Annotated in this window: 19 protein-coding genes, 1 pseudogene and 1 riboswitch; of the genes and pseudogenes, 9 read left to right on the forward strand and 11 right to left on the reverse strand. The window is 55.1% G+C overall.

All coding sequences use genetic code 11. The annotated features are described in order from the left end of the window. Positions 1–457 precede the first annotated feature (457 nt). Positions 458–2,047, forward strand: a complete 1,590-nt coding sequence (gene purH / locus BEI65_RS16000; RefSeq protein ID WP_099064198.1) for a bifunctional phosphoribosylaminoimidazolecarboxamide formyltransferase/IMP cyclohydrolase — start codon at positions 458–460, stop codon at positions 2,045–2,047. Positions 2,048–2,095: 48 nt separating this feature from the next. Next, positions 2,096–3,379: a phosphoribosylamine--glycine ligase gene (gene purD / locus BEI65_RS16005; RefSeq protein WP_099064199.1), complete on the forward strand. Its 1,284-nt coding sequence runs from the start codon at positions 2,096–2,098 to the stop codon at positions 3,377–3,379. 46 nt (positions 3,380–3,425) lie between these two features. Here purD and BEI65_RS16010 read toward each other — a convergent pair whose 3' ends face one another. The 6 genes from BEI65_RS16010 to nudC form a co-directional block, all read right to left on the reverse strand. Further along, positions 3,426–4,064, reverse strand: a complete 639-nt coding sequence (locus BEI65_RS16010; protein WP_221344852.1) for a DUF1481 domain-containing protein — start codon at positions 4,062–4,064, stop codon at positions 3,426–3,428. A gap of 69 nt (positions 4,065–4,133) precedes the next feature. Then, on the reverse strand, positions 4,134–4,406 hold the full coding sequence (gene hupA, locus BEI65_RS16015) for a nucleoid-associated protein HU-alpha (RefSeq protein ID WP_012004757.1): 273 nt from the start codon (positions 4,404–4,406) through the stop codon (positions 4,134–4,136). Positions 4,407–4,594: 188 nt separating this feature from the next. Next, on the reverse strand, positions 4,595–5,185 hold the full coding sequence (locus BEI65_RS16020) for a YjaG family protein (protein WP_099064201.1): 591 nt from the start codon (positions 5,183–5,185) through the stop codon (positions 4,595–4,597). Positions 5,186–5,233: 48 nt separating this feature from the next. After that, a complete protein-coding gene (nfi, locus tag BEI65_RS16025; protein ID WP_099064202.1) occupies positions 5,234–5,920 on the reverse strand; it encodes a deoxyribonuclease V in 687 nt (228 codons plus the stop codon). Positions 5,921–5,929: 9 nt separating this feature from the next. Continuing rightward, positions 5,930–6,994, reverse strand: a complete 1,065-nt coding sequence (hemE, locus tag BEI65_RS16030) for a uroporphyrinogen decarboxylase (protein WP_099064203.1) — start codon at positions 6,992–6,994, stop codon at positions 5,930–5,932. A gap of 39 nt (positions 6,995–7,033) precedes the next feature. Continuing rightward, the gene (gene nudC, locus BEI65_RS16035; RefSeq protein ID WP_099064204.1) at positions 7,034–7,801 is read right to left on the reverse strand and encodes an NAD(+) diphosphatase; all 768 of its coding nucleotides are present in this window, start codon (positions 7,799–7,801) and stop codon (positions 7,034–7,036) included. Between the two features lie 99 nt (positions 7,802–7,900). Between nudC and rsd the strand changes: the two genes are divergently transcribed. The 7 genes from rsd (at position 7,901) to thiH (ending at position 14,122) form a co-directional block, all read left to right on the forward strand. Beyond that, entirely contained in the window at positions 7,901–8,404 is a 504-nt protein-coding gene (rsd, locus tag BEI65_RS16040) for a sigma D regulator (protein ID WP_099064205.1), read from the forward strand. Positions 8,405–8,443: 39 nt separating this feature from the next. Beyond that, positions 8,444–8,568: riboswitch (TPP riboswitch) on the forward strand. Between the two features lie 114 nt (positions 8,569–8,682). Beyond that, on the forward strand, positions 8,683–10,626 hold the full coding sequence (gene thiC / locus BEI65_RS16045; RefSeq protein WP_099064206.1) for a phosphomethylpyrimidine synthase ThiC: 1,944 nt from the start codon (positions 8,683–8,685) through the stop codon (positions 10,624–10,626). After that, a complete protein-coding gene (gene thiE / locus BEI65_RS16050; protein WP_099064207.1) occupies positions 10,619–11,257 on the forward strand; it encodes a thiamine phosphate synthase in 639 nt (212 codons plus the stop codon). Before thiC ends, thiE begins: the two co-directional genes overlap by 8 nt. Before the next feature lie 4 nt (positions 11,258–11,261). Further along, on the forward strand, positions 11,262–12,011 hold the full coding sequence (locus tag BEI65_RS16055) for a HesA/MoeB/ThiF family protein (RefSeq protein ID WP_099064208.1): 750 nt from the start codon (positions 11,262–11,264) through the stop codon (positions 12,009–12,011). Further along, the gene (thiS, locus tag BEI65_RS16060) at positions 12,008–12,208 is read left to right on the forward strand and encodes a sulfur carrier protein ThiS (RefSeq protein WP_099064209.1); all 201 of its coding nucleotides are present in this window, start codon (positions 12,008–12,010) and stop codon (positions 12,206–12,208) included. Before BEI65_RS16055 ends, thiS begins: the two co-directional genes overlap by 4 nt. Before the next feature lies 1 nt (position 12,209). Continuing rightward, the gene (locus BEI65_RS16065; protein ID WP_099064210.1) at positions 12,210–12,989 is read left to right on the forward strand and encodes a thiazole synthase; all 780 of its coding nucleotides are present in this window, start codon (positions 12,210–12,212) and stop codon (positions 12,987–12,989) included. Continuing rightward, on the forward strand, positions 12,989–14,122 hold the full coding sequence (thiH, locus tag BEI65_RS16070; RefSeq protein WP_099064211.1) for a 2-iminoacetate synthase ThiH: 1,134 nt from the start codon (positions 12,989–12,991) through the stop codon (positions 14,120–14,122). The genes BEI65_RS16065 and thiH overlap by 1 nt, the downstream gene beginning before the upstream one ends. 348 nt (positions 14,123–14,470) lie before the next feature. On the opposite strand, the gene rpoC is transcribed toward thiH, so the two are convergent. The 5 genes and pseudogenes from rpoC to rplA form a co-directional block, all read right to left on the reverse strand. Next, positions 14,471–18,697 (reverse strand): DNA-directed RNA polymerase subunit beta', encoded by a 4,227-nt coding sequence (gene rpoC, locus BEI65_RS16075; RefSeq protein ID WP_099064212.1) that lies wholly within the window; start codon positions 18,695–18,697, stop codon positions 14,471–14,473. Between the two features lie 118 nt (positions 18,698–18,815). Next, positions 18,816–22,844 carry a DNA-directed RNA polymerase subunit beta gene (gene rpoB / locus BEI65_RS16080; RefSeq protein WP_099064213.1) on the reverse strand — a complete coding sequence of 1,343 codons (4,029 nt, stop codon included), beginning with the start codon at positions 22,842–22,844 and terminating at the stop codon, positions 18,816–18,818. A gap of 335 nt (positions 22,845–23,179) precedes the next feature. Further along, entirely contained in the window at positions 23,180–23,545 is a 366-nt protein-coding gene (gene rplL, locus BEI65_RS16085) for a 50S ribosomal protein L7/L12 (RefSeq protein WP_012004743.1), read from the reverse strand. A 62-nt stretch (positions 23,546–23,607) separates the two neighbouring features. Further along, positions 23,608–24,105, reverse strand: a complete 498-nt coding sequence (gene rplJ / locus BEI65_RS16090; RefSeq protein ID WP_006323136.1) for a 50S ribosomal protein L10 — start codon at positions 24,103–24,105, stop codon at positions 23,608–23,610. A 343-nt stretch (positions 24,106–24,448) separates the two neighbouring features. Next, positions 24,449–24,854: pseudogene (gene rplA, locus BEI65_RS27180) on the reverse strand (50S ribosomal protein L1); the annotation flags it as partial.

Below are 24,854 nucleotides of genomic sequence, written 5' to 3' on the forward strand. Positions count from 1 at the left end.
TAGCTTGCTATCTCGAGGTGGTGTATATTACGCTTTCCTCTTTCAGAGTCAACCCCTAAATTTCAGGATTTTTTCTCTTCGAACCCCGGAGACTCTGTGAAGTTGTTCACATGTTCCGTGTCGATGGAGGCGCATTATAGGGAGTTCTCAGCAGGCCGCAATAGGTATTTTCGACAAAAACGATCGTTTGCTGCATTCCACAGCAAAACCCCGCTTTATACCTTGTTGTGCACAAACTTATCCACAGAAGTCATTTGCACGGAAAATTTACGAGCGCCACGCAAACGTTTTCGCTACAATTCCCCGCGACGAAACGCTCCCCTTTTTATGGGGGCGTTACCTGAATCTGTGCCTGATCACCCCTTTATAGAGAGAAAAACCTTTCCTTATAGAGAGTAGAAGGTGGAAATTCACGTAACGCTCTTTTATTGCGACTCCAAAGCCAAGGGATAAAACCATGCAACAACCTCGTCCAATCCGCCGGGCCCTGCTCAGCGTCTCTGACAAAGCCGGTATCGTTGAATTCGCCGAAGCGCTATCCCAGCGTGGCGTTGAACTGCTCTCCACCGGTGGCACTGCCCGCCTGCTGGCAGATGCCGGCCTGCCTGTTACCGAAGTTTCCGACTATACCGGCTTCCCGGAAATGATGGACGGACGAGTAAAGACCCTGCACCCCAAAGTACATGGCGGTATTCTGGGCCGTCGTGGCCAGGACGATGCCATCATGGACCAACATGACATCAAGCCAATCGACATGGTGGTAGTAAACCTTTATCCGTTCGCCCAGACCGTGGCGCGTCCGAACTGCTCACTGGAAGACGCGGTCGAGAACATCGACATCGGCGGCCCTACCATGGTGCGCTCCGCCGCCAAGAACCATAAAGACGTTGCCATCGTGGTGAAGAGCAGCGACTACGCCGCTATCATTACCGAGATGGATAACAACGACGGTTCGCTGCGATACACCACCCGATTCGATCTGGCCATCAAAGCCTTCGAACACACCGCCGCTTACGACAGCATGATCGCCAACTACTTCGGCGCGCTGGTTCCGGCCTACCACGGTGATACTGAGCAACCTGCCGGCCGTTTCCCTCGCACCCTGAACCTCAACTATATAAAGAAGCAAGATATGCGCTACGGTGAGAACAGCCACCAGCAAGCTGCCTTCTATATAGAAGAGAACGTTCAGGAAGCCTCTGTCGCCACCGCGGAACAATTGCAAGGCAAAGCGCTGTCTTACAACAACATCGCCGATACCGATGCCGCACTGGAATGTGTGAAAGAGTTCGCCGAGCCGGCCTGTGTGATCGTCAAGCACGCCAACCCGTGCGGTGTGGCGATCGGTGATGATGTTCTCGCGGCCTATGAGCGAGCCTATCAAACCGACCCTACCTCTGCTTTCGGCGGTATTATCGCCTTCAACCGCGAACTGGACGCCGCCACCGCACAGGCGATCATCAGCCGCCAGTTTGTGGAAGTGATTATCGCGCCGAGCATCAGCCAGGAGGCTCGCTCCCTGCTGGCGGCCAAGCAGAACGTGCGCGTATTGGCCTGTGGCCAATGGCAGCAACGTATTGCCGCTCTCGACTTCAAACGTGTCAACGGCGGCCTGCTGGTACAGGATCGCGATCTGGGCATGGTGAGCGAAGGCGACCTGCGCGTGGTATCCGAACGCCAGCCGACCGCACAGGAACTGCGTGATGCGCTGTTCTGCTGGAAGGTTGCCAAGTTCGTGAAGTCCAACGCCATCGTCTATGCGCGTGACAACATGACTATCGGCATAGGCGCCGGCCAGATGAGCCGAGTTTACTCCGCCAAGATCGCCGGGATCAAAGCCGCGGACGAAGGCCTGGAAGTCAAAGGCTCCGCCATGGCGTCTGACGCCTTCTTCCCGTTCCGTGATGGCATCGATGCCGCCGCGGCGGTAGGTATCAGCTGTGTGATCCAGCCTGGCGGTTCGATCCGCGATGATGAAGTGATTGCCGCCGCCAACGAGCACGGCATCGCGATGATCTTCACCGACATGCGCCACTTCCGCCATTAATCCCTTTTGCCGCGTGCGCTCCGGCGCACGCTCTGCGTGGAGCACCTAATGAACATTTTAATTATCGGCAACGGCGGGCGCGAACATGCGCTGGCCTGGAAAGCGGCCCAGTCGCCGTTGGCAGATAAAGTCTACGTTGCACCGGGTAACGCCGGCACCGAACTGGAAAGCAATCTGGAGAATGTGGCGATCTCTGCTACCGATATTCCAGCGCTGCTTGCCTTTGCCCAGAGCCATGATATCGATCTCACCATCGTCGGGCCGGAAGCGCCGTTGGTGATTGGCGTGGTTGATGCCTTCCAGGCCGCGGGCCTGAAAATCTTTGGCCCATCCCAGGCGGCAGCCCAATTGGAAGGCTCCAAAGCCTTCACCAAAGACTTCCTGGCGCGCCATAACATCCCAAGTGCCGAGTACCAAAACTTTACCGAGGTTGAGCCGGCGCTGGCCTATCTGCGCAGTAAAGGTGCCCCCATCGTTATCAAGGCCGACGGCCTGGCCGCCGGCAAGGGCGTGATCGTAGCCATGACGTTGCAGGAAGCGGAAGACGCAGTGCAGGACATGTTGGCCGGTAACGCCTTTGGCGATGCAGGTCACCGCATCGTGGTGGAAGAGTTCCTTGAAGGTGAGGAAGCCAGCTTTATCGTGATGGTCGACGGCGAGAACGTGGTGCCGATGGCCACCAGCCAGGATCACAAACGCGTCGGCGATGGTGATACCGGGCCAAACACCGGCGGCATGGGGGCTTACTCCCCGGCACCGGTCGTTACCGATGAAATCCACCAGCGCGCCATGGACCAGGTTATCTGGCCAACCGTGCGTGGCATGGCAGCGGAAGGCAACACCTACGTCGGTTTCCTGTACGCCGGGCTGATGATCTCCGCCGACGGCCAACCAAAGGTGATTGAGTTCAACTGTCGCTTTGGCGATCCGGAAACCCAACCCATCATGCTGCGTCTGCGTTCTGATCTGATCGAACTGTGCCTGGCCGGTGCGGAAGGCAAGCTGGGAGAGAAAACCTCCGAGTGGGATGAGCGTCCTGCGCTGGGCGTGGTACTGGCAGCCGGCGGTTATCCGGGTGATTACAACAACGGTGAAGTCATTCAGGGTCTGCCACAGCAGGAAAGTGCCGACGGTAAGGTGTTCCACGCCGGTACCCGCATGCAGGGCGATGACGTGGTCACCAGCGGTGGGCGCGTGTTGTGCGTAACCGCATTGGGTGAAACGGTGGCACAAGCGCAACAACGCGCCTATCAATTAGCGGAAGGTATTCAGTGGCCGGGGAGTTTCTGCCGCAAGGATATTGGCTATCGTGCGATTGCACGCGGCAAATGATCTGAACACTGAAATGCTAGCCAGGCTCCGCAATGCGGAGCCTTTTTTATAGCTGGTCTTCTTTCGGTTCCCAGCGGCAAAAATCATCGTTCGCCACCAGCAGCAGTTCACGCCCTTCCGGTGCATCCAACCAGGCTATATTCACCGGCTGGCTGCTATTGCGGGCGCGTCGCGCAATCCAGGCTTCGGCACTGCTGTCCAGTTCCGGCTTCAGCGTTTGGCCATCGCAGGTTTGTACTACTCCTTGCTGCCAACGCCCCTGCAGCAGCTTCACCTTGCCGGCGCGCAGCGCATTGCTTAATTCCAGCACTCGTCGGGCCTGGTATTGATACAGCGCGATTTCGTCGGCGGTCAGTTGTTCACGCCGCGTAGCCAATTGGCGCTGCATAAAACTCACTCCGCCGTCATCGGCAAAGCGCAATTGAATAGAGTCTTGATCGCCATCGGCGTCAGTGCGTTTAATCTGACGCAGCTTGCCGTTTTCATATTCGTACAACGTGGTGACGGTACCCGGACCACGGTAGGGACTGTAGACGCTCATCAACACCAGTGGATGATGCCGATCGTCATCTTTACGCCACAGACGCATAACGCCCTGGTCGGCTACATAGCCGCTGGCCGTAAAGGCAGGGGGATCAGAATGACTGCTGCAGGCGCTCAGGCCGCCGGCAATGCCGATGACCATAAGCGCCTGACGGATAAACAAAAGGGGCGCTATAGCCCCTCTGTTTAATCTTTTCACCAACACGCAGTATTACTTAACTGCGTCTTTCAGTGCTTTACCAGAAACGAACGCAGGCACATTAGCAGCTGCGATTTTGATTTCTTTACCAGTCTGCGGGTTGCGACCAGTGCGCTCGTTGCGGTGGTTGACCTTGAAAGTCCCGAAACCAACCAATTGTACTGCATCACCTTCTTTCAGAGACTCAGTAATAGCAGCCAGGGTGGATTCCAGAGCCAGTTTAGCTTGTGCTTTGGAAAGGTCAGCCTTGTCCGCGATTACATCAATCAGTTGAGTCTTGTTCATAAGTTATCCTTACAGTGTGTTTATCGTTTGCAAAGCATCGAGTGCGACGGATATGCCGATGTACAGCACTCCCTGCATACACGCACCGATAGCCACTTTTTTTACGCCCCCCAAATGTAGACCAGACAGGGTGCGGATGTGAAGCCTTAAGGCATGACAAATCAGGCGTTAAATCACGTTTTCTTGCCTTATTGCGTTAAATTTATCCCGATATTACTAACTGCGGCCTCGCGGAGGTCAGAACGTAACCCTTTGATCAGTTCTAAATCACGCTCTTCGCAGTCAGCCAACAGGCGGAAAATTTCCCATTGGATGTCCCATTCTTCCTCTACCGCAGGCAAAACCTTGAGCTCATCGTCGGTCATTTCCTTACCGGCCTGAGTCATTTCCAACATCGCCACGGTGCGAATTGACGTTTCGCTGATGGCGATGGCGTGCTCTAGCGTCTCCCCGCTGAGTCGCGAATGGATCAGTTCCCCTAATGCGATACAGGCGTCAATCGCCGGGTAAACGCCGTAAAGATCGTAATCTTCTGCCGAGGGGATCGCCTCTTCCAACTTCTCCAACTGATTGTCAAAGTTGACCTTGGCGTCCTTGATCACCAGCGTTTCCCACACCAAATCCAGAATGCGGCGATAAATTGCCGGATCTCCGAACTCGGTTTGCAGGCAGAACATCTGGTAATTCGGATACATACGCTCGCACAAACTGGCCATAAAGGTCAAATGTTGCCAGCTCTCAAGTTTTTCCAGACGTAAATGAATCGGGTTACGTAGCATTATTCACTCTCTTACGCGTTATCTGCGCCGCAGTGTACCCGAAATCGGTCATTGCGACACCTCCGGATGCTGCTGTAACCAGCGCTGGAAGGCCGGGCGGCGCGAGGCGATGGCATCGGCCCAACGTGTAGGTTCTGGCAAACGGTAACCCGCCATGCAACGTTGTACCCAGGCGAGCGCACTGTCGGCGCCAACACGATGGCCGGTGGAGATGAACAACGGATTGCAGCGCGCCTTGCTGCGCCATACCCAACCCAACTGCTCGCCTTTGTCCTCCAGCGCAGCCAATGCGCCCGCATCTGCGTCCAATGGGCCGAATTTACCGCACAGGCGCTTTTTGGCTACGCCGATGGTCGGTACGTCAACCAGCAGGCCAAAATGGCTGGCAACGCCCAGGCGGCGCGGATGCGAGATGCCATGACCATCGACCAGAACCAGGTCCGGTTTCTGATGCAGTTGCTCCCAGGCAGCAAGCAACGCAGGGTATTCACGGAATGATAAAAAACCAGGGATATAGGGCATGGTGGTGCTAACACGAGCCACCTGGTATTCCACCAGCTCCAGCGACGGATAGCGCAGGATGGCGATGGCGGCGCGGGTTACCGCCCCTTCCTGCTCAAAGCCCACGTCGGCACCGGCGATAAAGGCCGGTGGATCGACCAAAAAATCATCCTGGCGAATGACTTCAGAGGCGCGAAGCAGTTGCTCCGTACGCAGGGCCTTAGTATCTATCACGTCCAATCCTTAGCGATGGTATTTCCCCGACTGCGCGTGAACCGCCTCAACAAAGGCGCCTGCGTTCTCCGGCGGCACGTCCAGGTGAATACCATGCCCCAGGTTGAACACGTGCCCTTCGCCGTGGCCGAAACCAGCCAGAATGGTTTCCACTTCCTGGCCGATACGCTCAGGTGACGCATACAGCATGGAAGGATCCATATTGCCCTGCAACGCGACTTTGTCCCCTACGCGACGGCGTGCATCACCGATATCGGTTGTCCAGTCGAGGCCTAACGCGTCACAACCGGTCGCCGCCATCGCCTCCAGCCACTGACCGCCACCTTTGGTAAACAGCGTCACCGGCACGCGGCGGCCGTCGTTTTCACGTAGCAGGCCGTCGACAATCTTATGCATGTAGTGCAGTGAGAACTCGCGGTAGTCACGACCGGTCAGCACGCCGCCCCAGGTATCGAACACCATCACCGATTGTGCACCGGCTTTAATTTGGGCGTTAAGATACAAGATAACGCTGTCCGCCAGCTTATCCAGCAGCAGGTGCAACGTCGCCGGCTCGGCGTACATCATTTTTTTCAGCTTGGTGAAGGCCTTGCTGCTGCCGCCTTCCACCATATAGGTCGCCAGTGTCCACGGGCTGCCAGAAAAACCAATCAGCGGCACTTCGCCCTTCAGCTCACGACGGATGGTGCGCACCGCATTCATCACATAACCCAGTTCCACTTCCGGGTCGAACGCCGGCAGCTTGTCGACATCGGCACGGCTGGTGATCGGTGAGGAGAAACGCGGGCCTTCACCGGTTTCGAAATACAGGCCCAGCCCCATAGCATCGGGAATGGTGAGGATATCGGAGAACAGGATCGCAGCATCCAGTGGGAAACGACGCAGCGGCTGCAGCGTGACCTCACAAGCCAGCTCCGCGTTCTTGCACAGCGACATGAAATCACCGGCCTCGGCGCGCGTAGCCTTGTACTCCGGCAAATAACGACCGGCCTGACGCATCATCCATACAGGGGTCACATCCACCGGCTGACGCAACAGTGCGCGCAGGTAACGATCGTTCTTCAACTCATTCATTATGGGGCTCCCTTATTCATCTGCCGGTATTGTAGCGATTTATTGTTCACGGCATAAGGCTACGGTGTCCTCTATCAGGCGACGCGCTACGGTGCCGGGTGGCGGTAGCAGTGGCAACCGATCGTAGCGGTACCAACCGGCGTTAAGCAGCTCTTTGGGATCGTGGCGGATTTCACCCCGGTGATAATCGGCCATAAAGGCCATCATCAGCGAATGCGGGAATGGCCAGGGTTGCGAGGTGACATAACGCAGGTTTTTGATTTCAATATTACTTTCTTCCATAACCTCACGCGCAGCTGCCTGCTCCAGCGTTTCGCCGACTTCGACAAAACCGGCCAGTACGGTATGAATACCGCCGCGGTGACGCACATGCTGCGCCAGCAGGATCTCATCGTCACGCCGAATGGCGACAATCACGCAGGGTGCGATCTGCGGGTAATAACGCTCCCGGCAGTTGCCGCACAGGCAGGCACTTTCGGTGCGGCTGAGGTGCATTTCATGGCCACAATAGCCGCAGTAGCGGTGGGAACGGTAAAAATCGGCCAGTTGTACGCCACGCCCGGCGAGCTGGAACAGCCCGCGATCGAGTTCAAGCAGTTGGCGCACCGAGCCCATTTCCTGCGGCATCGCGTGGCGCACCAGCCAGACCGGCAGCCCTTCCCATTCGCCAATAGCGCGAGCCATCCGCCCCTGCAGGGAGAATGACGCCGCTGAACCGCACGGTAATTCACCGTTCGGTAACCAAAGTTTGCTTTCATGGCTGACGATCCACCAGCCATTTTCATTACCCGTTAATGCAAGTTCCATATCGTTGTTGCACAACCTCAGCTTCACTGGCACTCTACAAATCGGCCTTGTTACATTTTAATAACTTACTGTTACGTTTTATTACTTACGGAGTCAAACATGCTCAACCGTTTGGAAAGCCTGACTCAGCGCGTTGGTGGTAGTAATGAATTAGTAGATCAATGGCTTCAGGCACGCAAGCAATTGCTGGTCGCCTATTGCGCCCTGGTGGGCATCAAACCGAACAAAGAAAAGCATACGCCGCTGAATGAAAAAGCGCTGGAGAACTTTTGCCATAATCTGGTGGATTATCTCTCCGCCGGCCATTTTCATATCTATGACAGAATTATCAAACAAGTGGAAGGCGCATCCAGTCCGAAAATGTCTCTGGCGGTCAACATCTATCCCAAGCTGTGGGCCAATACCGAGCAGATCATGGCTTTCCACGATCGCTATACCGAAGTGGATATCGATCAGGACCTGTGCCTGGAATTGCATCAGTCTTTGTCCGACATCGGTGAAACGCTGGCAGCACGTTTTACCCTCGAAGACAGGTTGATCCAACTGGCGGCTGAAACCTGGCAACAGGCTGAGCCGGACAAGACACTGGATCCAGCCAGCTAAAATGTTGTAGTCTATTTTATTATCCCTCCTATACTGGAGGGCATCTTGTCGGAGTGCCTAGCGCCTGATTTGTTCATCAAATTGGCCAGGCTGAGACCGTTAATTCGGGATCCGCGGAACCTGATCGGGTTAATACCCGCGAAGGGAACAAGAGTAATCTATCGCCATAGGCAGGTGACCCGATTTGGGATAATCCCGCCTTCCCGGCCAGCATTATTACTCCCTCCGAGCTCCAGACAAGCAACTTTCCCAACCCAACACACTGGTAGGAACTTGCTATGTCTAACGTTAAAAAACCCCGTGCCCGTAAAGAGCAACGCGAAGAAGCCCAGCAGTTTATCGACACCCTGCAAGGGGTCTCCTTCCCCAATTCACGCCGTATCTATCTGCAAGGCTCACGTAGCGATCTGCAGGTGCCCATGCGTGAAATTCAGCTCAGCCCGACGCTGATCGGCGGTGAGAAGGACAACCCGCAGTACGAGCAGAACGAAGCCATCCCGGTGTATGACACTGCCGGTCCTTACGGCGATCCTCAATCCGAACTCAACGTGCACACCGGTCTGGCGAAGTTACGCGCGGGTTGGATCACCGAACGCGGTGATACCGAAGCCCTCAAGGGCGTCAGTTCCGGTTTTACCCAGCAGCGCCTGGCCGATGAAGGCCTGGATCACCTGCGCTTTGAACATCTGCCGTTACCACGCAAGGCGCAACCGGGCAAATGCGTCACCCAGTTGCACTACGCCCGCGTCGGTATCATTACCCCGGAGATGGAGTTTATCGCCATCCGCGAAAACATGGGTCGCGAACGCATCCGCGGTGAGGTGTTACGCCACCAGCATCCGGGACAAAGTTGGGGCGCCAACCTGCCGGAGAACATCACGCCGGAATTTGTCCGCCAGGAAGTGGCCGCCGGTCGCGCCATCATCCCTGCCAATATCAACCACCCGGAATCGGAGCCGATGATCATCGGCCGCAACTTCCTGGTGAAGGTTAACGCCAACATCGGCAACTCGGCGGTGACCTCTTCGATCGAGGAAGAAGTCGAGAAACTGGTGTGGTCCACCCGCTGGGGCGCGGATACGGTGATGGATCTTTCTACCGGCCGCTATATTCACGAAACCCGCGAATGGATCCTGCGTAACAGTCCGGTACCGATTGGTACGGTACCGATCTATCAGGCTCTGGAAAAGGTGAACGGCGTAGCGGAAAACCTCACCTGGGAAATGTTCCGCGATACGCTGCTGGAGCAGGCAGAACAAGGTGTTGACTACTTCACCATTCACGCTGGTGTACTGCTGCGTTACGTGCCGATGACCGCCAAACGCCTGACCGGCATCGTCTCCCGCGGCGGTTCGATCATGGCCAAGTGGTGCCTGTCGCATCATCAGGAAAACTTCCTTTACCAGCACTTCCGCGAAATCTGTGAGATTTGCGCCGCCTATGATGTCTCTCTGTCCCTCGGCGATGGCCTGCGTCCTGGCTCGATTCAGGACGCCAATGACGAGGCACAGTTCGCCGAACTGCACACCCTGGGTGAACTGACCAAAATTGCCTGGGAATATGATGTTCAGGTGATGATCGAAGGCCCCGGCCACGTACCGATGCAGATGATCCGCCGCAATATGACCGAGGAGCTGGAGCACTGCCACGAAGCGCCGTTCTATACCCTCGGCCCGCTGACCACCGATATCGCCCCGGGTTATGATCACTTTACCTCCGGCATCGGAGCCGCGATGATCGGCTGGTTCGGCTGCGCCATGCTGTGTTACGTCACGCCGAAGGAGCACCTCGGCCTGCCGAATAAAGAGGATGTCAAACAGGGACTGATCACCTACAAGATTGCCGCCCACGCTGCCGATCTGGCTAAAGGGCACCCCGGCGCGCAGATCCGCGATAACGCCATGTCCAAGGCGCGCTTCGAATTCCGCTGGGAAGACCAATTCAACCTGGCGCTCGATCCGGCCACCGCACGTGCTTATCACGACGAAACCCTGCCACAGGAGTCCGGCAAAATTGCCCACTTCTGCTCCATGTGCGGGCCAAAATTCTGCTCGATGAAAATTTCGCAGGAAGTTCGCGACTATGCCGCCGCGCAGGAAGCGGCCAAACCGATAGAAGTGCAGCTAACCGGCATGGAAAAGATGTCTGCCGAGTTCCGCTCACGCGGTAGTGAGCTGTACCACAGCGCCGGCAACCTGCAAGAGGAGCTGAGCAATGACTGATATCACCACGCCTTTCCCCGCGACTCCGCACAAGTTGGGGCTATACCCGGTGGTCGACAGCGTTGAATGGATTGCCCGCTTGCTGGAAGCAGGCGTCACCACAATTCAGCTGCGCATCAAGGATCTGCCGGATGAGCAGGTCGAAGATGACATTGCCGCGGCCATTGCCCTCGGCAAACAGTACGATGCCCGATTGTTTATCAATGACTACTGGCAACTGGCGATTAAACACGGTGCCTATGGCGTGCATCTCGGCCAGGAGGATTTGGCTACCACCGATCTGGCGGCGATTCACCGCGCGGGGCTGCGTTTGGGGGTTTCTACCCATGATGATAGCGAGCTGGCTCGCGCCATTGCGGTGAAACCTTCCTATATCGCACTGGGGCATATCTTCCCGACGCAAACCAAAGACATGCCTTCCGCCCCTCAGGGTCTGGTGGAGCTGAAACGTCATATTGCCGGATTGAGTGACTATCCGACGGTGGCGATCGGCGGGATCAGCATCGATCGCGTGGCGGCCGTGCTGGAATGTGGCGTCGGCAGCGTAGCCGTGGTCAGCGCCATTACCCAGGCTGAGGACTGGCGTGCAGCGACCGCACAACTGCTACAACTGATCGAAGGCAAGGAGTAATGCCATGTTGAACGATCAAGAGTTCCTGCGCTACAGCCGCCAGTTATTGCTGGAGGACATTGGCTCCGAAGGCCAGGAGAAGCTAAAACAGTCGACGGCGCTGATCGTCGGGTTGGGGGGATTAGGCTCCCCCGCCTCGCTCTATCTGGCCGCCGCCGGCGTCGGCACCTTGTTGCTGGCCGATGACGATACACTGCACCTCACTAATCTGCAGCGTCAAATCCTGTACCGCAGTTCCGACGTAACCCAAAGCAAAGCCGCCCTGGCACAGCGTCAATTACAGGCGCTAAACCCAATGGTGGAGTCCATCGCACTGGAGCAGCGTTTGCAGGGGGAAGTGTTGCAGCAGGCCGTTGAACGCGCCGATCTGATTTTAGACTGTAGCGATAACATGGAAACCCGTCATGCGGTAAACGCCGCCTGTATCAAGGCCGGTAAACCGCTGATCAGCGGCAGTGCGGTAGGTTTCAGTGGTCAGTTGCTGGTGATAGAACCTCCCTATGCCCACGGCTGCTACGCCTGTCTGTATCCGGAACAAACGGAACCCCAGCGCAATTGCCGTACCGCTGGCGTCCTTGGCCCAGTGGTCGGCGTCATTGGCACGCTGCAAGCGCTGGAGGCGATAAAAATGCTGGCGGGCCTGCCTTCTTCCCTCAGCGGCAAACTGCGGTTGTTCGACGGCAGACAACAAAGCTGGAGCACTTTGCAACTCAGTCAGGCCAGCTGCTGCGCGACGTGCGGAGGCTCAGCATGAAGATCCGGCTTAATGACCTACCGCTGGAGCTGGCGCAACCGCTGAGCGTCACCGCCCTGCTCGAGCAATTGCAGCGCCACCAGCCGGGCACCGCGCTGGCTATCAACCAAACCATCATCCCGCGCGCCGACTGGGCTAACCACCTGGTGCAAGACGGTGATGACATCCTGTTGTTTCAAGCGATCGCCGGAGGCTGACATGCTGCAAATCGCCGATACCACTTTTACCTCACGCCTGTTTACCGGCACCGGCAAATTTGCCACGCCGACGCTGATGCTGGATGCCCTGCAGGCCTCGGGCTCGCAGTTAGTCACCATGGCCATGAAACGTGTTGATCTGCGTGGCGGTAATGACGCCATTCTGGCGCCGCTGCAACAGCTGGGCGTACGCCTGCTACCGAATACCTCCGGTGCGAAGACCGCCGCAGAAGCGGTGTTTGCCGCCCGACTGGCGCGTGAAGCGCTTGGTACCCACTGGGTGAAGCTGGAAATCCATCCCGATGTGAAATACCTGCTGCCGGACCCGATCGAAACCCTGAAGGCGGCGGAAACGCTGGTAAAAGAAGGGTTTGTGGTGCTGCCTTACTGCGGTGCCGATCCGGTGTTGTGTAAACGGTTGGAGGAAGCGGGCTGCGCCGCGGTTATGCCGCTGGGTGCGCCTATTGGTTCCAACCGTGGGCTGCGCACCCGCGATTTCCTCGAGATCATTATCGAACAGGCCAGGGTGCCGGTGGTGATCGACGCCGGTATTGGCGCGCCAAGTCATGCCTTAGAGGCTATGGAACTGGGTGCCGATGCGGTGCTGGTGAATACCGCTATCGCCGTGGCGCGCGATCCGGTGCAGATGGCGCGGGCATTTCGTCTGGCACTGGAAGCCGGTGAGCTGGCACGCCAGGCCGGATTGGGCAGTAGCCAGCGCAATGCCATAGCCTCCAGCCCGCTGACCGCTTTTCTCAGCCAGAGCGAGGAGATGTTGTGATGGCCGATGATTTCAGTAGCCGCTGGCAGCAGTTGGATTGGGACGATATCTCGCTGCGTATTAACAGCAAGACGGCACGTGATGTCGAGCACGCGCTGAATACGGAAAAACTGACGCGTGAAGATTTTATGGCGCTGATCTCCCCCGCCGCCGCGTCCTACCTTGAGCCATTGGCACAGCGTGCGCAGCAGTTGACGCGCCAACGCTTTGGCAACGTGGTCAGCTTCTACGTGCCGCTGTACCTGTCCAACCTGTGCGCCAACGACTGTACCTACTGCGGTTTTTCGATGAGTAATCGCATCAAGCGTAAAACCCTGGATGCCGCCGAGATCGAACGCGAGTGTCTGGCAATTAAGGCACTGGGTTTTGAGCACTTGCTGTTGGTCACCGGCGAACACCAGACCAAGGTCGGCATGGACTATTTCCGACAGCATATTCCAGCGATCCGCCGCCATTTCAGCTCGCTGATGATGGAGGTGCAACCCCTGGAGCAGAAAGAGTACGCCGAACTGAAAGCGCTGGGATTGGATGGCGTGTTGGTGTATCAGGAAACCTATCACCCCGCCACTTACCTGCAGCATCATCTGCGCGGTCAGAAACAGGATTTTCATTGGCGACTGGCCACACCGGATCGCCTGGGTCGCGCCGGGATCGACAAGATCGGTCTTGGTGCACTGATTGGGCTTTCCAACAGTTGGCGTACCGACTGCTATATGTTGGCCGAACACCTGTTCTACCTGCAGCAGACCTACTGGCAAAGCCGCTATTCCATCTCGTTCCCGCGCCTGCGTCCCTGTGCCGGCGGTATCGAACCGGCGTCGATCATGAGCGAGCCGCAACTGGTGCAGTTAATCTGTGCTTTCCGGCTGTTCGCCCCCGATGTAGAGCTGTCTTTGTCGACGCGTGAATCACCGTTCTTCCGCGATCATATGATCCCGGTGGCGATCAACAGCGTCAGTGCCGGATCCAAAACCCAGCCTGGCGGTTATGCCGACGATGTCGCCCCTGAACTGGAACAGTTCGAACCGCACGATGGCCGTACCCCACAGCAGGTGGCGCAAGCCATCAGCGACGCCGGTTTACAGCCGGTGTGGAAAGACTGGGACGGATACCTGGGGCGCAGCCCGCAGTAATCTGCAAGCCTTGCAGCACCGTTGAAAAAACCAGGGGAGCGCTGCGCAGAAGCTAGCGACGTGGCTGGCGGGGCAAATCAGCCCCGCTATAGTGGCGATGCTGGTTGCCAAACCCGGTGCCAGCCGGAGCCGTCACCTCCTCGACAGCTCCGCCTTACCCTCTCCCGGATCACGTCGGATTACCCTCCCGCGTGACTCCGGGTCCTCCCGCTGTTGATATCCGGCTAATCTGCTTTGTTGCCCCTGGACTGTTTAACGGTGTCATAAAGGCAAAAAAAAACCGCCCCCGAAGGAGCGGTTTATCTGGTCGGAGTCCGGTAATGCCGAACCCCAAGGCGCATTCAACGATTAATCGTTGTTGCCGCCACCCAGGTTGCCTGCATTCAGCAGTTCAGCCAGGTTAGCCGTTGCTTCTTCCGCGCTCACCTGCGGAACAACTGGCGTTTCACCCTGAGCTTTACGACGCATGCGGTCCTGATGATAAGCGTAACCGGTACCGGCTGGGATCAGACGGCCCACGATGACGTTCTCTTTCAGGCCACGCAGTTCATCACGCTTACCGGCAACAGCCGCTTCGGTCAGAACGCGCGTCGTTTCCTGGAACGATGCTGCGGAGATGAAGGACTCGGTCGCCAAGGAAGCCTTGGTGATACCCAGCAGATCGCGTGAGAAGGTTGCCTCGATTTTGCCTTCAGCAGCAAGCTGACGGTTGGCAATCTTAACGCGTGACACTTCAGCCTGCTCGCCTTCCAGGAACTCGGTGCTACCAGCGCTAACGATGGTCCCTTTACGCAGCATCTGACGAACGATAACTTCAATGTGTTTATCGTTAATCTTAACGCCTTGCAGACGGTAAACTTCCTGCACTTCGTTGGTGATGTAGCGAGTAACCGCATGCACACCACGCAGACGCAGAATGTCGTGCGGAGATTCTGGGCCGTCAGAAACAACGTCACCACGCTCCACAACTTCGCCTTCGAACACGTTGAGCTGACGCCATTTTGGAATCATCTCTTCGTAAGCATCGCTGCCGTCCAGTGGAGAGATTACCAGGCGACGTTTGCCTTTGGTCTCTTTACCGAACGAGATAATCCCGCTGATTTCAGCCAGGATTGCCGGCTCTTTCGGACGACGTGCTTCGAACAGATCCGCAACGCGTGGCAGACCACCGGTAATATCCTTGGTACCGCCGGATTCCTGAGGAATACGCGCCAGGGTATCACCCGCACCGATCTGAATGCCGTCTTCCAGCTGTACAATCGCTTTACCTGGCAGGAAGTATTGAGCAGGCATATCAGTACCTGGGATCAATACGTCGTCGCCTTTGGCATCAACGATTTTCAGTGCCGGACGCAGGTCTTTACCGCTACCGGTACGCTCTGCGCTGTCCAATACTACCAGAGAAGACAAACCGGTCAGTTCGTCGGTCTGGCGGGTAATGGTCTGGCCGTCAACCATATCAGCGAAGCGGATGAAACCACTCACTTCGGTGATAACTGGCATGGTGTGCGGATCCCAGTTAGCAACGGTTTCGCCGCCGTTAACTTCGATGCCGTCGCCTTTGCCCATGACGGAACCGTAAGGCACTTTATAGCGCTCTTTAGTACGGCCGAATTCGTCGATCAGCTTCAGTTCGGTGTTACGAGAGGTAATCACCAGCTTGCCTGCGGCGTTCATTACGAACTTCACATTGCTCAGCTTCAGAGTACCCTTGTTTTTCACCTGGATGCTGGATTCAGCAGCCGCACGAGATGCCGCACCACCGATGTGGAACGTACGCATCGTCAGCTGTGTACCCGGCTCACCGATTGACTGTGCCGCGATAACGCCGATAGCTTCGCCTTTGTTGATGATGTGGCCACGTGCCAGGTCGCGACCATAGCAGTTTGCACACACACCAAAATCGGTTTCACAGCTAACCACGGAACGGACTTTAACGCTGTCGACAGAGTTCTCTTCCAACAGGTCACAAGTCTTCTCGTGCAGCAGGGTGTTACGTGGCACCAGGATATCAGCCGTACCCGGCTTGATGATATCTTCTGCTGTCACACGACCCAGAACACGTTCGCGCAGTGGCTCTTTAACGTCACCACCTTCGATAACCGGAGTCATCAGGATGCCGTTGTGAGTACCACAGTCGTCTTCGGTAACCACCAGATCCTGTGCCACGTCAACCAGACGACGGGTCAGATAACCGGAGTTAGCCGTTTTCAGTGCGGTATCCGCCAGACCTTTACGAGCACCGTGCGTGGAGATGAAGTACTGGAGTACGTTCAGACCTTCACGGAAGTTCGCTGTGATTGGCGTTTCAATGATGGAACCATCCGGCTTAGCCATCAGGCCACGCATACCGGCCAGCTGACGAATCTGTGCTGCAGAACCACGCGCACCGGAGTCGGCCATCATAAAGATACTGTTGAAGGAAACCTGCTGTTCAACAACACCGTCACGGTTGACGACGTCTTCAACAGACAAGTTTTCCATCATCGCCTTGGCAACACGTTCGTTCGCTGCGGCCCAGATATCGATCACTTTGTTGTAGCGTTCGCCGGCGGTCACCAAACCAGACTGGAACTGCTCCTGGATTTCAGCAACTTCGGTTTCTGCTTCTTCGATGATCTCTGCTTTCTTGGCAGGGATTACCATGTCATCGATACCTACTGACGCGCCTGAACGGGCAGCGTAAGCAAAACCGGTGTACATGATCTGGTCAGCAAAGATAACGGTCGGCTTCAGGCCCAGGATGCGGTAACAGGTGTTCAGCATCTTGGAGATAGCTTTCTTGCCCAAAGGCTGGTTAACGATCGAGTACGGCAGACCGCGCGGTACGATCATCCACAGGATGGCACGACCTACGGTAGTGTCGATGATCGAAGTCTGGTGTACAGACTCGCCTTCGGTGTTTTTGATCTCTTCGGTGATACGCACTTTGACACGCGCATGCAGAGAAGCCAGACCGGCGCGGTAAATACGTTCCGCTTCTTTCGGGCCACTCAACACCATGCCTTCGCCTTTGGCGTTAACACAGTCACGGGTCATGTAGTACAGACCCAATACAACGTCCTGAGAAGGAACGATGATTGGCTCGCCGTTCGCAGGTGACAGGATGTTGTTGGTAGACATCATCAGCGCACGCGCTTCCAGCTGAGCTTCAAGCGTCAGCGGAACGTGTACTGCCATTTGGTCACCATCGAAGTCGGCGTTGTATGCCGCACAAACCAGCGGGTGCAGCTGGATAGCTTTACCTTCGATCAGAACCGGTTCAAACGCCTGGATACCCAAACGGTGCAGGGTTGGTGCACGGTTCAGCAGTACCGGGTGTTCGCGGATAACTTCGTCCAGGATGTCCCAAACGACAGCTTCTTCGCGCTCAACCATTTTCTTGGCGGCTTTGATGGTGGTGGCCAGGCCACGCAGCTCCAGCTTGCCGTAGATGAACGGTTTGAACAGCTCCAGTGCCATTTTCTTAGGCAGACCGCACTGATGCAGACGCAGGTATGGACCTACGGTGATTACAGAACGACCCGAGTAGTCAACACGTTTACCCAACAAGTTCTGACGGAAACGACCCTGCTTACCTTTGATCATGTCGGCCAAAGATTTCAGAGGACGCTTGTTGGAACCGGTGATCGCACGACCGCGACGGCCGTTATCCAGCAAGGCATCTACCGCTTCTTGCAGCATACGCTTTTCGTTGCGCACGATGATGTCAGGCGCAGCCAGATCCAGCAGGCGTTTCAGACGGTTGTTACGGTTGATTACGCGGCGATACAGATCGTTCAGATCTGAAGTCGCGAAACGACCGCCATCCAACGGAACCAGCGGACGCAGATCCGGCGGCAGTACCGGCAGCACGGTCAGGATCATCCACTCTGGCTTGTTGCCAGACTGTACGAACGCTTCCAGCAGCTTGATACGCTTGGTCAGCTTCTTACGCTTGGTTTCGGAGTTGGTTTCGTTCAGCTCTTCACGCAGAGTTTCACACTCTTGCTCCAGATCCATGTTTTTCAACAGGGCCTGAATAGCTTCCGCACCCATCTTGGCGTCGAATTCGTCACCGAACTCTTCCAGCGCATCCAGATACTGCTCTTCAGTCAGGATCTGACGACGCTCGAGGTTAGTCATACCGCCTTCGATAACCACATAGGATTCGAAGTACAGTACACGTTCGATGTCACGCAGCGGCATATCCAGCAACAAACCGATGCGGGATGGCAGCGATTTCAGGAACCAGATGTGCGCAGTCGGTGATGCCAGCTCGATGTGGCCCATACGCTCACGGCGTACTTTGGTCTGGGTCACTTCAACGCCGCACTTCTCACAGATTACGCCGCGGTGTTTTAAGCGCTTGTACTTACCGCACAGGCACTCATAGTCTTTTACCGGCCCAAAGATACGGGCGCAGAAAAGGCCGTCACGTTCTGGTTTGAACGTACGGTAGTTAATGGTTTCCGGCTTCTTAACTTCGCCGAACGACCACGAACGGATCATGTCTGGCGATGCCAGAGCAATCTTGATCGCATCAAACTCTTCGGTCTTAGTTTGCGCTTTCAGAAACTTTAATAAGTCTTTCACGGATTGGCTCCTGTCGGAGTTAAACCTGTTGGGTGCACGCTGACAAATCGCGCACCCGTGTGACCTGAACAACCACCCTCAGGCTCCCTAAGGTCGGGAGCCTGAGCTGGAAAAACGATTAATCGCCTTCCAGTTCGATGTTAATACCGAGCGAGCGGATTTCTTTCAACAGTACGTTGAAGGACTCCGGCATGCCTGGTTCCATGCGGTGATCGCCATCCACGATGTTTTTGTACATCTTGGTACGGCCGTTAACGTCATCCGACTTAACGGTGAGCATTTCCTGCAGGGTATAAGCTGCGCCGTATGCTTCCAGTGCCCACACTTCCATCTCACCGAAGCGTTGACCACCGAACTGCGCCTTACCACCCAGCGGCTGCTGAGTAACCAAGCTGTAAGAACCGGTTGAACGGGCGTGCATTTTATCGTCAACCAAGTGGTTCAGTTTCAGCATGTACATATAGCCTACGGTAACCTGGCGCTCAAATTGCTCACCGGTACGGCCATCGAACAGCGTAATCTGACCCGAGGTTGGGACCCCGCCCATTTCCAGCAGTTGCTTGATTTCACTCTCTTTCGCACCATCAAACACCGGCGTTGCGATTGGCATACCTTTTTTCAGGTTCTCTGCCAGACGCAGTACTTCGTCGTCGGTGAAGGTGTTCAGGTCAACTTTCTGGCAGACATCGTCGCCCAGATCGTAGGCCTTCTGAATGAACTCACGCAGCTTGGCCACTTCCTGATGCTGCTTCAGCATTTGGTTGATCTTCTCACCAATGCCTTTCGCAGCCATACCCAAGTGGGTTTCCAGGATCTGACCGATGTTCATACGTGATGGTACGCCCAACGGGTTCAGTACGATGTCAACCGGCGTGCCGTTTTCATCGTAAGGCATATCTTCGATCGGGTTGATCTTGGAGATAACACCCTTGTTACCGTGGCGGCCTGCCATCTTGTCACCCGGTTGGATCTGACGCTTAACAGCCAGATAAACCTTAACGATTTTCAGCACGCCTGGTGCCAGATCATCGCCCTGGGTGATCTTACGACGCTTGGCGTCCATCTTCTTCTCGAAGTCGGATTTCAGCTCGTCGTACTGCTCTGCCAACTGTTCCAGCTGGTTTTGCTTCTCTTCGTCGGTCAGGCCCAGTTCCAGCCAGCGATCGCGTGGCAGCTTGCTCAGCTTTTCAGCTTCAACACCGCCGGCAACCAGCACCGCATGGATACGTGCAAACAGACCGGCTTCCAGGATTTGCAGTTCTTCAGTCAGGTCTTTTTTCGCCTGCTTCAGCTGCATCTCTTCGATTTCCAACGCACGCTTGTCTTTTTCCACGCCATCGCGGGTGAAGACCTGCACGTCAATAATCGTACCGGAAACGCCGTTTGGTACACGCAGAGAGGAATCTTTAACATCAGATGCCTTCTCACCGAAGATCGCACGCAGCAGCTTCTCCTCTGGCGTCAGCTGGGTTTCACCTTTTGGTGTTACCTTGCCAACCAGAATGTCGCCACCGGTCACTTCAGCACCGATATACACGATACCGGACTCATCCAGTTTGGAGAGCGCTGCTTCACCCACGTTAGGGATGTCGGCAGTGATCTCTTCAGGCCCCAACTTGGTGTCACGAGACACACATGCCAGTTCCTGGATGTGGATGGTAGTGAAGCGATCTTCCTGAACTACACGCTCGGACACCAAGATGGAGTCTTCGAAGTTGTAGCCGTTCCACGGCATGAACGCCACGCGCATGTTCTGGCCCAACGCCAGTTCACCCAGGTCAGTGGACGGGCCATCTGCCAGCACGTCGCCGCGCTCGATTGGCTCACCCAGATTCACACACGGCATCTGGTTGATACAGGTGTTCTGGTTAGAACGGGTGTACTTGGTCAGGTTATAAATATCGATACCTGCTTCGCCCGCGAGCATCTCGTCTTCGTTAACTTTAATAACGATACGGGAAGCATCCACGTACTGGATCACACCGCCACGTCGAGCTACGGCAGTAACACCGGAGTCAACAGCTACAGCACGTTCCATACCGGTACCTACCAGCGGCTTATCAGCGCGCAAGGTTGGAACCGCCTGACGTTGCATGTTCGCACCCATCAATGCACGGTTGGCGTCATCGTGTTCCAGGAATGGAATCAGTGAAGCACCAACGGAAACAATCTGCTGGGTCGATACGTCCATATAGTCAACCTGGTCGCGGCTGAACAGGCTTGACTCGCCTTTGCTACGACAGGTGACCAGGTCTTCTTCGAAGCGGCCGTCTTCACTCAGGTTGGAGTTCGCCTGAGCGATTACGAAGTTGCCTTCTTCAATAGCAGACAGATAGTTGATTTCATCGGTAACCAAACCGTCACGCACGCGGCGGTACGGGGTTTCCAGGAAGCCATACTCGTTTGTCTGTGCGTACACGGACAAGGAGTTGATCAGACCGATGTTTGGACCTTCCGGCGTTTCGATTGGGCACACGCGACCGTAGTGAGTCGGGTGTACGTCTCGAACTTCAAAGCCGGCACGTTCACGGGTCAGACCGCCTGGGCCCAATGCAGAGATACGACGTTTGTGCGTAATCTCGGACAACGGGTTGTTCTGGTCCATAAACTGAGACAGCTGGCTGGAGCCGAAGAACTCTTTCACCGCCGCCGAAATCGGCTTGGCGTTGATCATGTCCTGTGGCATCAGGGTATCCAGATCGCCCAGGGACAGACGTTCTTTAACCGCACGCTCAACACGCACCAGACCTACACGGAACTGGTTCTCAGCCATTTCGCCGACGGAACGGATACGACGGTTGCCCAAGTGGTCGATATCGTCCACTTCGCCTTTACCGTTACGGATACCGATGAGCTTCTTCATCACTTCAATGATGTCGTCTTTGCTCAGGATACCCGAACCTTCGATCTCGTCACGCAGCAGAGAACGGTTGAACTTCATACGGCCAACCGCAGACAGATCGTAGCGGTCTTCAGAGAAGAACAGGTTCTCAAACAGGTTTTCAGCAGCTTCGCGAGTTGGCGGCTCACCAGGGCGCATCATGCGGTAGATTTCTACCAGCGCGCTCAAACGATCGCTAGTTGGATCGACACGTACAGTCTCAGAGATGTACGCACCGTGGTCCAGATCGTTGGTGAACAGCGTTTCGATACGCTTGTGGCCTGACTGGCTCAGTTTGGCCAGCAGATCCAGCGACAGCTCCATGTTGGCTGCGCAGATCAGCTCACCGGTATTGGTATCGATATAGTCCTTCGCGACCACTTTGCCCGCGATGTACTCAACCGGTACTTCAATACTCTGAATTTCGTCTTTTTCGAGCTGACGGATATGACGAGCGGTGATACGACGGCCTTTCTCAATGTAGATCTTGCCGTTGGCTTCGATATCAAACGAAGCAGTCTCACCACGCAGACGTTCTGGAACCAGCTCCATCTGCAGCTTGTTATCACGGATCTCGTAAACTACTTTCGCAAAGAACAGGTCAAGGATCTGCTCAGTGGTGAAGCTCAATGCACGCAGAATGATGGTCGCAGGCAATTTACGGCGACGGTCAATACGTACAAACAGGTTGTCTTTCGGGTCAAACTCGAAATCCAACCATGAACCGCGGTAAGGGATGATACGTGCGTTATACAGCACTTTACCCGAAGAGTGGGTTTTACCCTTATCGCTGTCAAAGAATACGCCAGGACTACGGTGAAGCTGAGATACGATAACCCTCTCAGTACCGTTGATCACAAAGGTGCCGTTTTCGGTCATGAGCGGAATTTCGCCCATATAGACTTCTTGTTCCTTGATGTCTTTGACCGTACCTTCCGGAGCTTCACGCTCATAGATTACCAGGCGCAGTTTTACGCGCAGCGGTGCAGAGAACGTCACACCACGGATCTGGCACTCTTTGACGTCGAAGACCGGCTCACCAAGACGGTAGCTAACGTATTGCAGCTCCGAATTGCCACTGTAGCTCTGGATTGGGAAAACAGAACGGAAGGCGGCTTCTAGGCCGTGCTGCCCTTCTGGATCTTGCTCGATAAACTTCTGGAACGAATCAAGCTGGATAGAAAGGAGATATGGTATGTCCAAAACTTGTGGACGCTTACCAAAATCCTTACGAATACGTTTTTTCTCGGTATAGGAGTAAACCATAGGGTTCCTCAGCTCGCTGGAAAGTCGAACCTATTTGTCCGTCCGGATATAAGGACGGTTCACGCAACACCATTTTGTCGACCGGAAAGCGGGAACACTCTCCGCAATACTCGTTTCTATCACGCTTAAATCATTTCGTTGCGGTGTGCGGCAGATTTTGCTGCAGCAGGGAAGGCAATATATTAAGTCGTCGATAGAAAGAAATATTGGGGTTAGCCAGTAGCCAAACAGTGTGAAACTCTACTGACGCCCTACAGCGCAAAAAGGCTGGTGACCAAAAAGTCACCAGCCATCAGTCTGTTAGTTAAAACAGACTGCACTCAGAAAGCAGTGGCTTATTTAACTTCAACTTCAGCGCCAGCTTCTTCCAGAGCTTTTTTCAGTGCTTCAGCGTCGTCTTTGCTGATGCCTTCTTTCAGTGCTGCTGGTGCAGACTCAACCAGGTCTTTAGCTTCTTTCAGACCCAGGCCAGTTGCGCCACGTACTGCTTTGATTACTGCAACTTTGTTCGCGCCGATACCTTTCAGTACAACGTCGAATTCAGTTTTTTCTTCAACAGCTTCAGCAGCAGCAGCAGGACCTGCAGCTACAGCAGCAGCAGAAACACCGAACTTCTCTTCCATAGCGGCGATCAGTTCAACGATTTCCATTACAGACAGAGCTGCAACGCCTTCGATAATTTGGTCTTTAGTGATAGACATAACAAAAGTTCCTAAAATTCAGAAATAGTTTAAATACGTAAGCAACGGATAAGAAAAAGGGCTTATGCCGCTTCTTTCTGATCGCGCAGTGCAGCCAGAGTGCGAACCAATTTGCCAGCAGCGGCTTCTTTCATGGTTGCCATCAGGCGTGCGATTGCTTCATCGTAAGTAGGCAGAGTTGCCAAGCGGTCAATTTGTGCCGCAGGGATCAGCTCACCTTCAAAGGCCGCAGCTTTAATCTCGAACTTTGCATTCGCTTTCGCGAAATCTTTGAACAGACGAGCAGCAGCGCCCGGGTGTTCATGAGAAAATGCAATCAAGGTAGGACCGACAAACGTGTCTTTCAGGCATTCGAATGGAGTGCCTTCAACTACGCGACGCATCAGGGTGTTACGAACAACACGCATGTAAACGCCAGCTTCACGACCTGCTTTACGCAGTTCAGTCATTTTATCAACGGTAACGCCACGGGAATCCGCAACAACCGCAGACAGCGCGCCTTTGGCTACTTCGTTGACTTCAGCAACAATCGCTTGTTTGTCTTGAAGATTTAATGCCATTAGCTTTTTGCTCCTGGATTTAGCCGGGGGAAATCCCCGGCACTCACATCACTCAACACCTTGTGATAAATCACGCAGTGAGAGCGTTCAAACACGGTGAGCAGAATCCAGCAAAGACTATTCTTTTATAAAAAGAAAAAAATTCTTTAGGCTCTGTCACCGTCTACGCAGGAAGGATTAAGTACCTTTCGATACACCTGCGGTCTTGGACGGAGGCCTGGATAGGCCAGGCTCCAACCGAAAAATCTTTGTCTCGCTGATGGCTATTGCCAATAGCAAAACCTTGGGGGATAAGATTCTAGACAAATCTTAACCCCAAGTCAAAGCGATAATCGCAGGGCGATTAGTTCGCTACAGCAGTCAGGCCGCTTTGATCGATAGCCAAACCAGCACCCATGGTGGTGGAGAGGCTAACTTTCTTGATGTACACGCCTTTAGCCTGGGATGGTTTTGCTTTTTTCAGCGCAACCAGCAGAGACTCGAGGTTTTCTTTCAGCTTGTCTGACTCGAAATCAACCTTACCGATAGTGGTATGGATGATGCCGTTTTTGTCGTTACGATAACGAACCTGACCTGCTTTAGCGTTTTTCACTGCTTCAGCAACGTTCGGAGTAACGGTACCCACTTTCGGGTTTGGCATCAGGCCACGTGGACCCAGGATCTGGCCCAGTTGACCAACAACGCGCATTGCATCCGGGGAAGCAATAACAACGTCGAAGTTCATTTCGCCTTTTTTGATCTGGTCTGCC

Origin of the sequence: Serratia sp. BW106, assembly GCF_002607755.1 — a bacterium.
Classification (GTDB): domain Bacteria; phylum Pseudomonadota; class Gammaproteobacteria; order Enterobacterales; family Enterobacteriaceae; genus Serratia; species Serratia proteamaculans.

Coding starts and splice junctions, on each gene's coding strand:
- purH (WP_099064198.1), top strand. CDS start 458: ATGCAACAACCTCGTCCAATCCGCCGGGCCCTGCTCAGCGTCTCTGAC.
- purD (WP_099064199.1), top strand. CDS start 2,096: ATGAACATTTTAATTATCGGCAACGGCGGGCGCGAACATGCGCTGGCC.
- BEI65_RS16010 (WP_221344852.1), bottom strand. CDS start 4,064: ATGGTCATCGGCATTGCCGGCGGCCTGAGCGCCTGCAGCAGTCATTCT.
- hupA (WP_012004757.1), bottom strand. CDS start 4,406: ATGAACAAGACTCAACTGATTGATGTAATCGCGGACAAGGCTGACCTT.
- BEI65_RS16020 (WP_099064201.1), bottom strand. CDS start 5,185: ATGCTACGTAACCCGATTCATTTACGTCTGGAAAAACTTGAGAGCTGG.
- hemE (WP_099064203.1), bottom strand. CDS start 6,994: ATGAATGAGTTGAAGAACGATCGTTACCTGCGCGCACTGTTGCGTCAG.
- nudC (WP_099064204.1), bottom strand. CDS start 7,801: ATGGAACTTGCATTAACGGGTAATGAAAATGGCTGGTGGATCGTCAGC.
- rsd (WP_099064205.1), top strand. CDS start 7,901: ATGCTCAACCGTTTGGAAAGCCTGACTCAGCGCGTTGGTGGTAGTAAT.
- thiC (WP_099064206.1), top strand. CDS start 8,683: ATGTCTAACGTTAAAAAACCCCGTGCCCGTAAAGAGCAACGCGAAGAA.
- thiE (WP_099064207.1), top strand. CDS start 10,619: ATGACTGATATCACCACGCCTTTCCCCGCGACTCCGCACAAGTTGGGG.
- BEI65_RS16055 (WP_099064208.1), top strand. CDS start 11,262: ATGTTGAACGATCAAGAGTTCCTGCGCTACAGCCGCCAGTTATTGCTG.
- thiS (WP_099064209.1), top strand. CDS start 12,008: ATGAAGATCCGGCTTAATGACCTACCGCTGGAGCTGGCGCAACCGCTG.
- BEI65_RS16065 (WP_099064210.1), top strand. CDS start 12,210: ATGCTGCAAATCGCCGATACCACTTTTACCTCACGCCTGTTTACCGGC.
- thiH (WP_099064211.1), top strand. CDS start 12,989: ATGGCCGATGATTTCAGTAGCCGCTGGCAGCAGTTGGATTGGGACGAT.
- rpoB (WP_099064213.1), bottom strand. CDS start 22,844: ATGGTTTACTCCTATACCGAGAAAAAACGTATTCGTAAGGATTTTGGT.
- rplL (WP_012004743.1), bottom strand. CDS start 23,545: ATGTCTATCACTAAAGACCAAATTATCGAAGGCGTTGCAGCTCTGTCT.
- rplJ (WP_006323136.1), bottom strand. CDS start 24,105: ATGGCATTAAATCTTCAAGACAAACAAGCGATTGTTGCTGAAGTCAAC.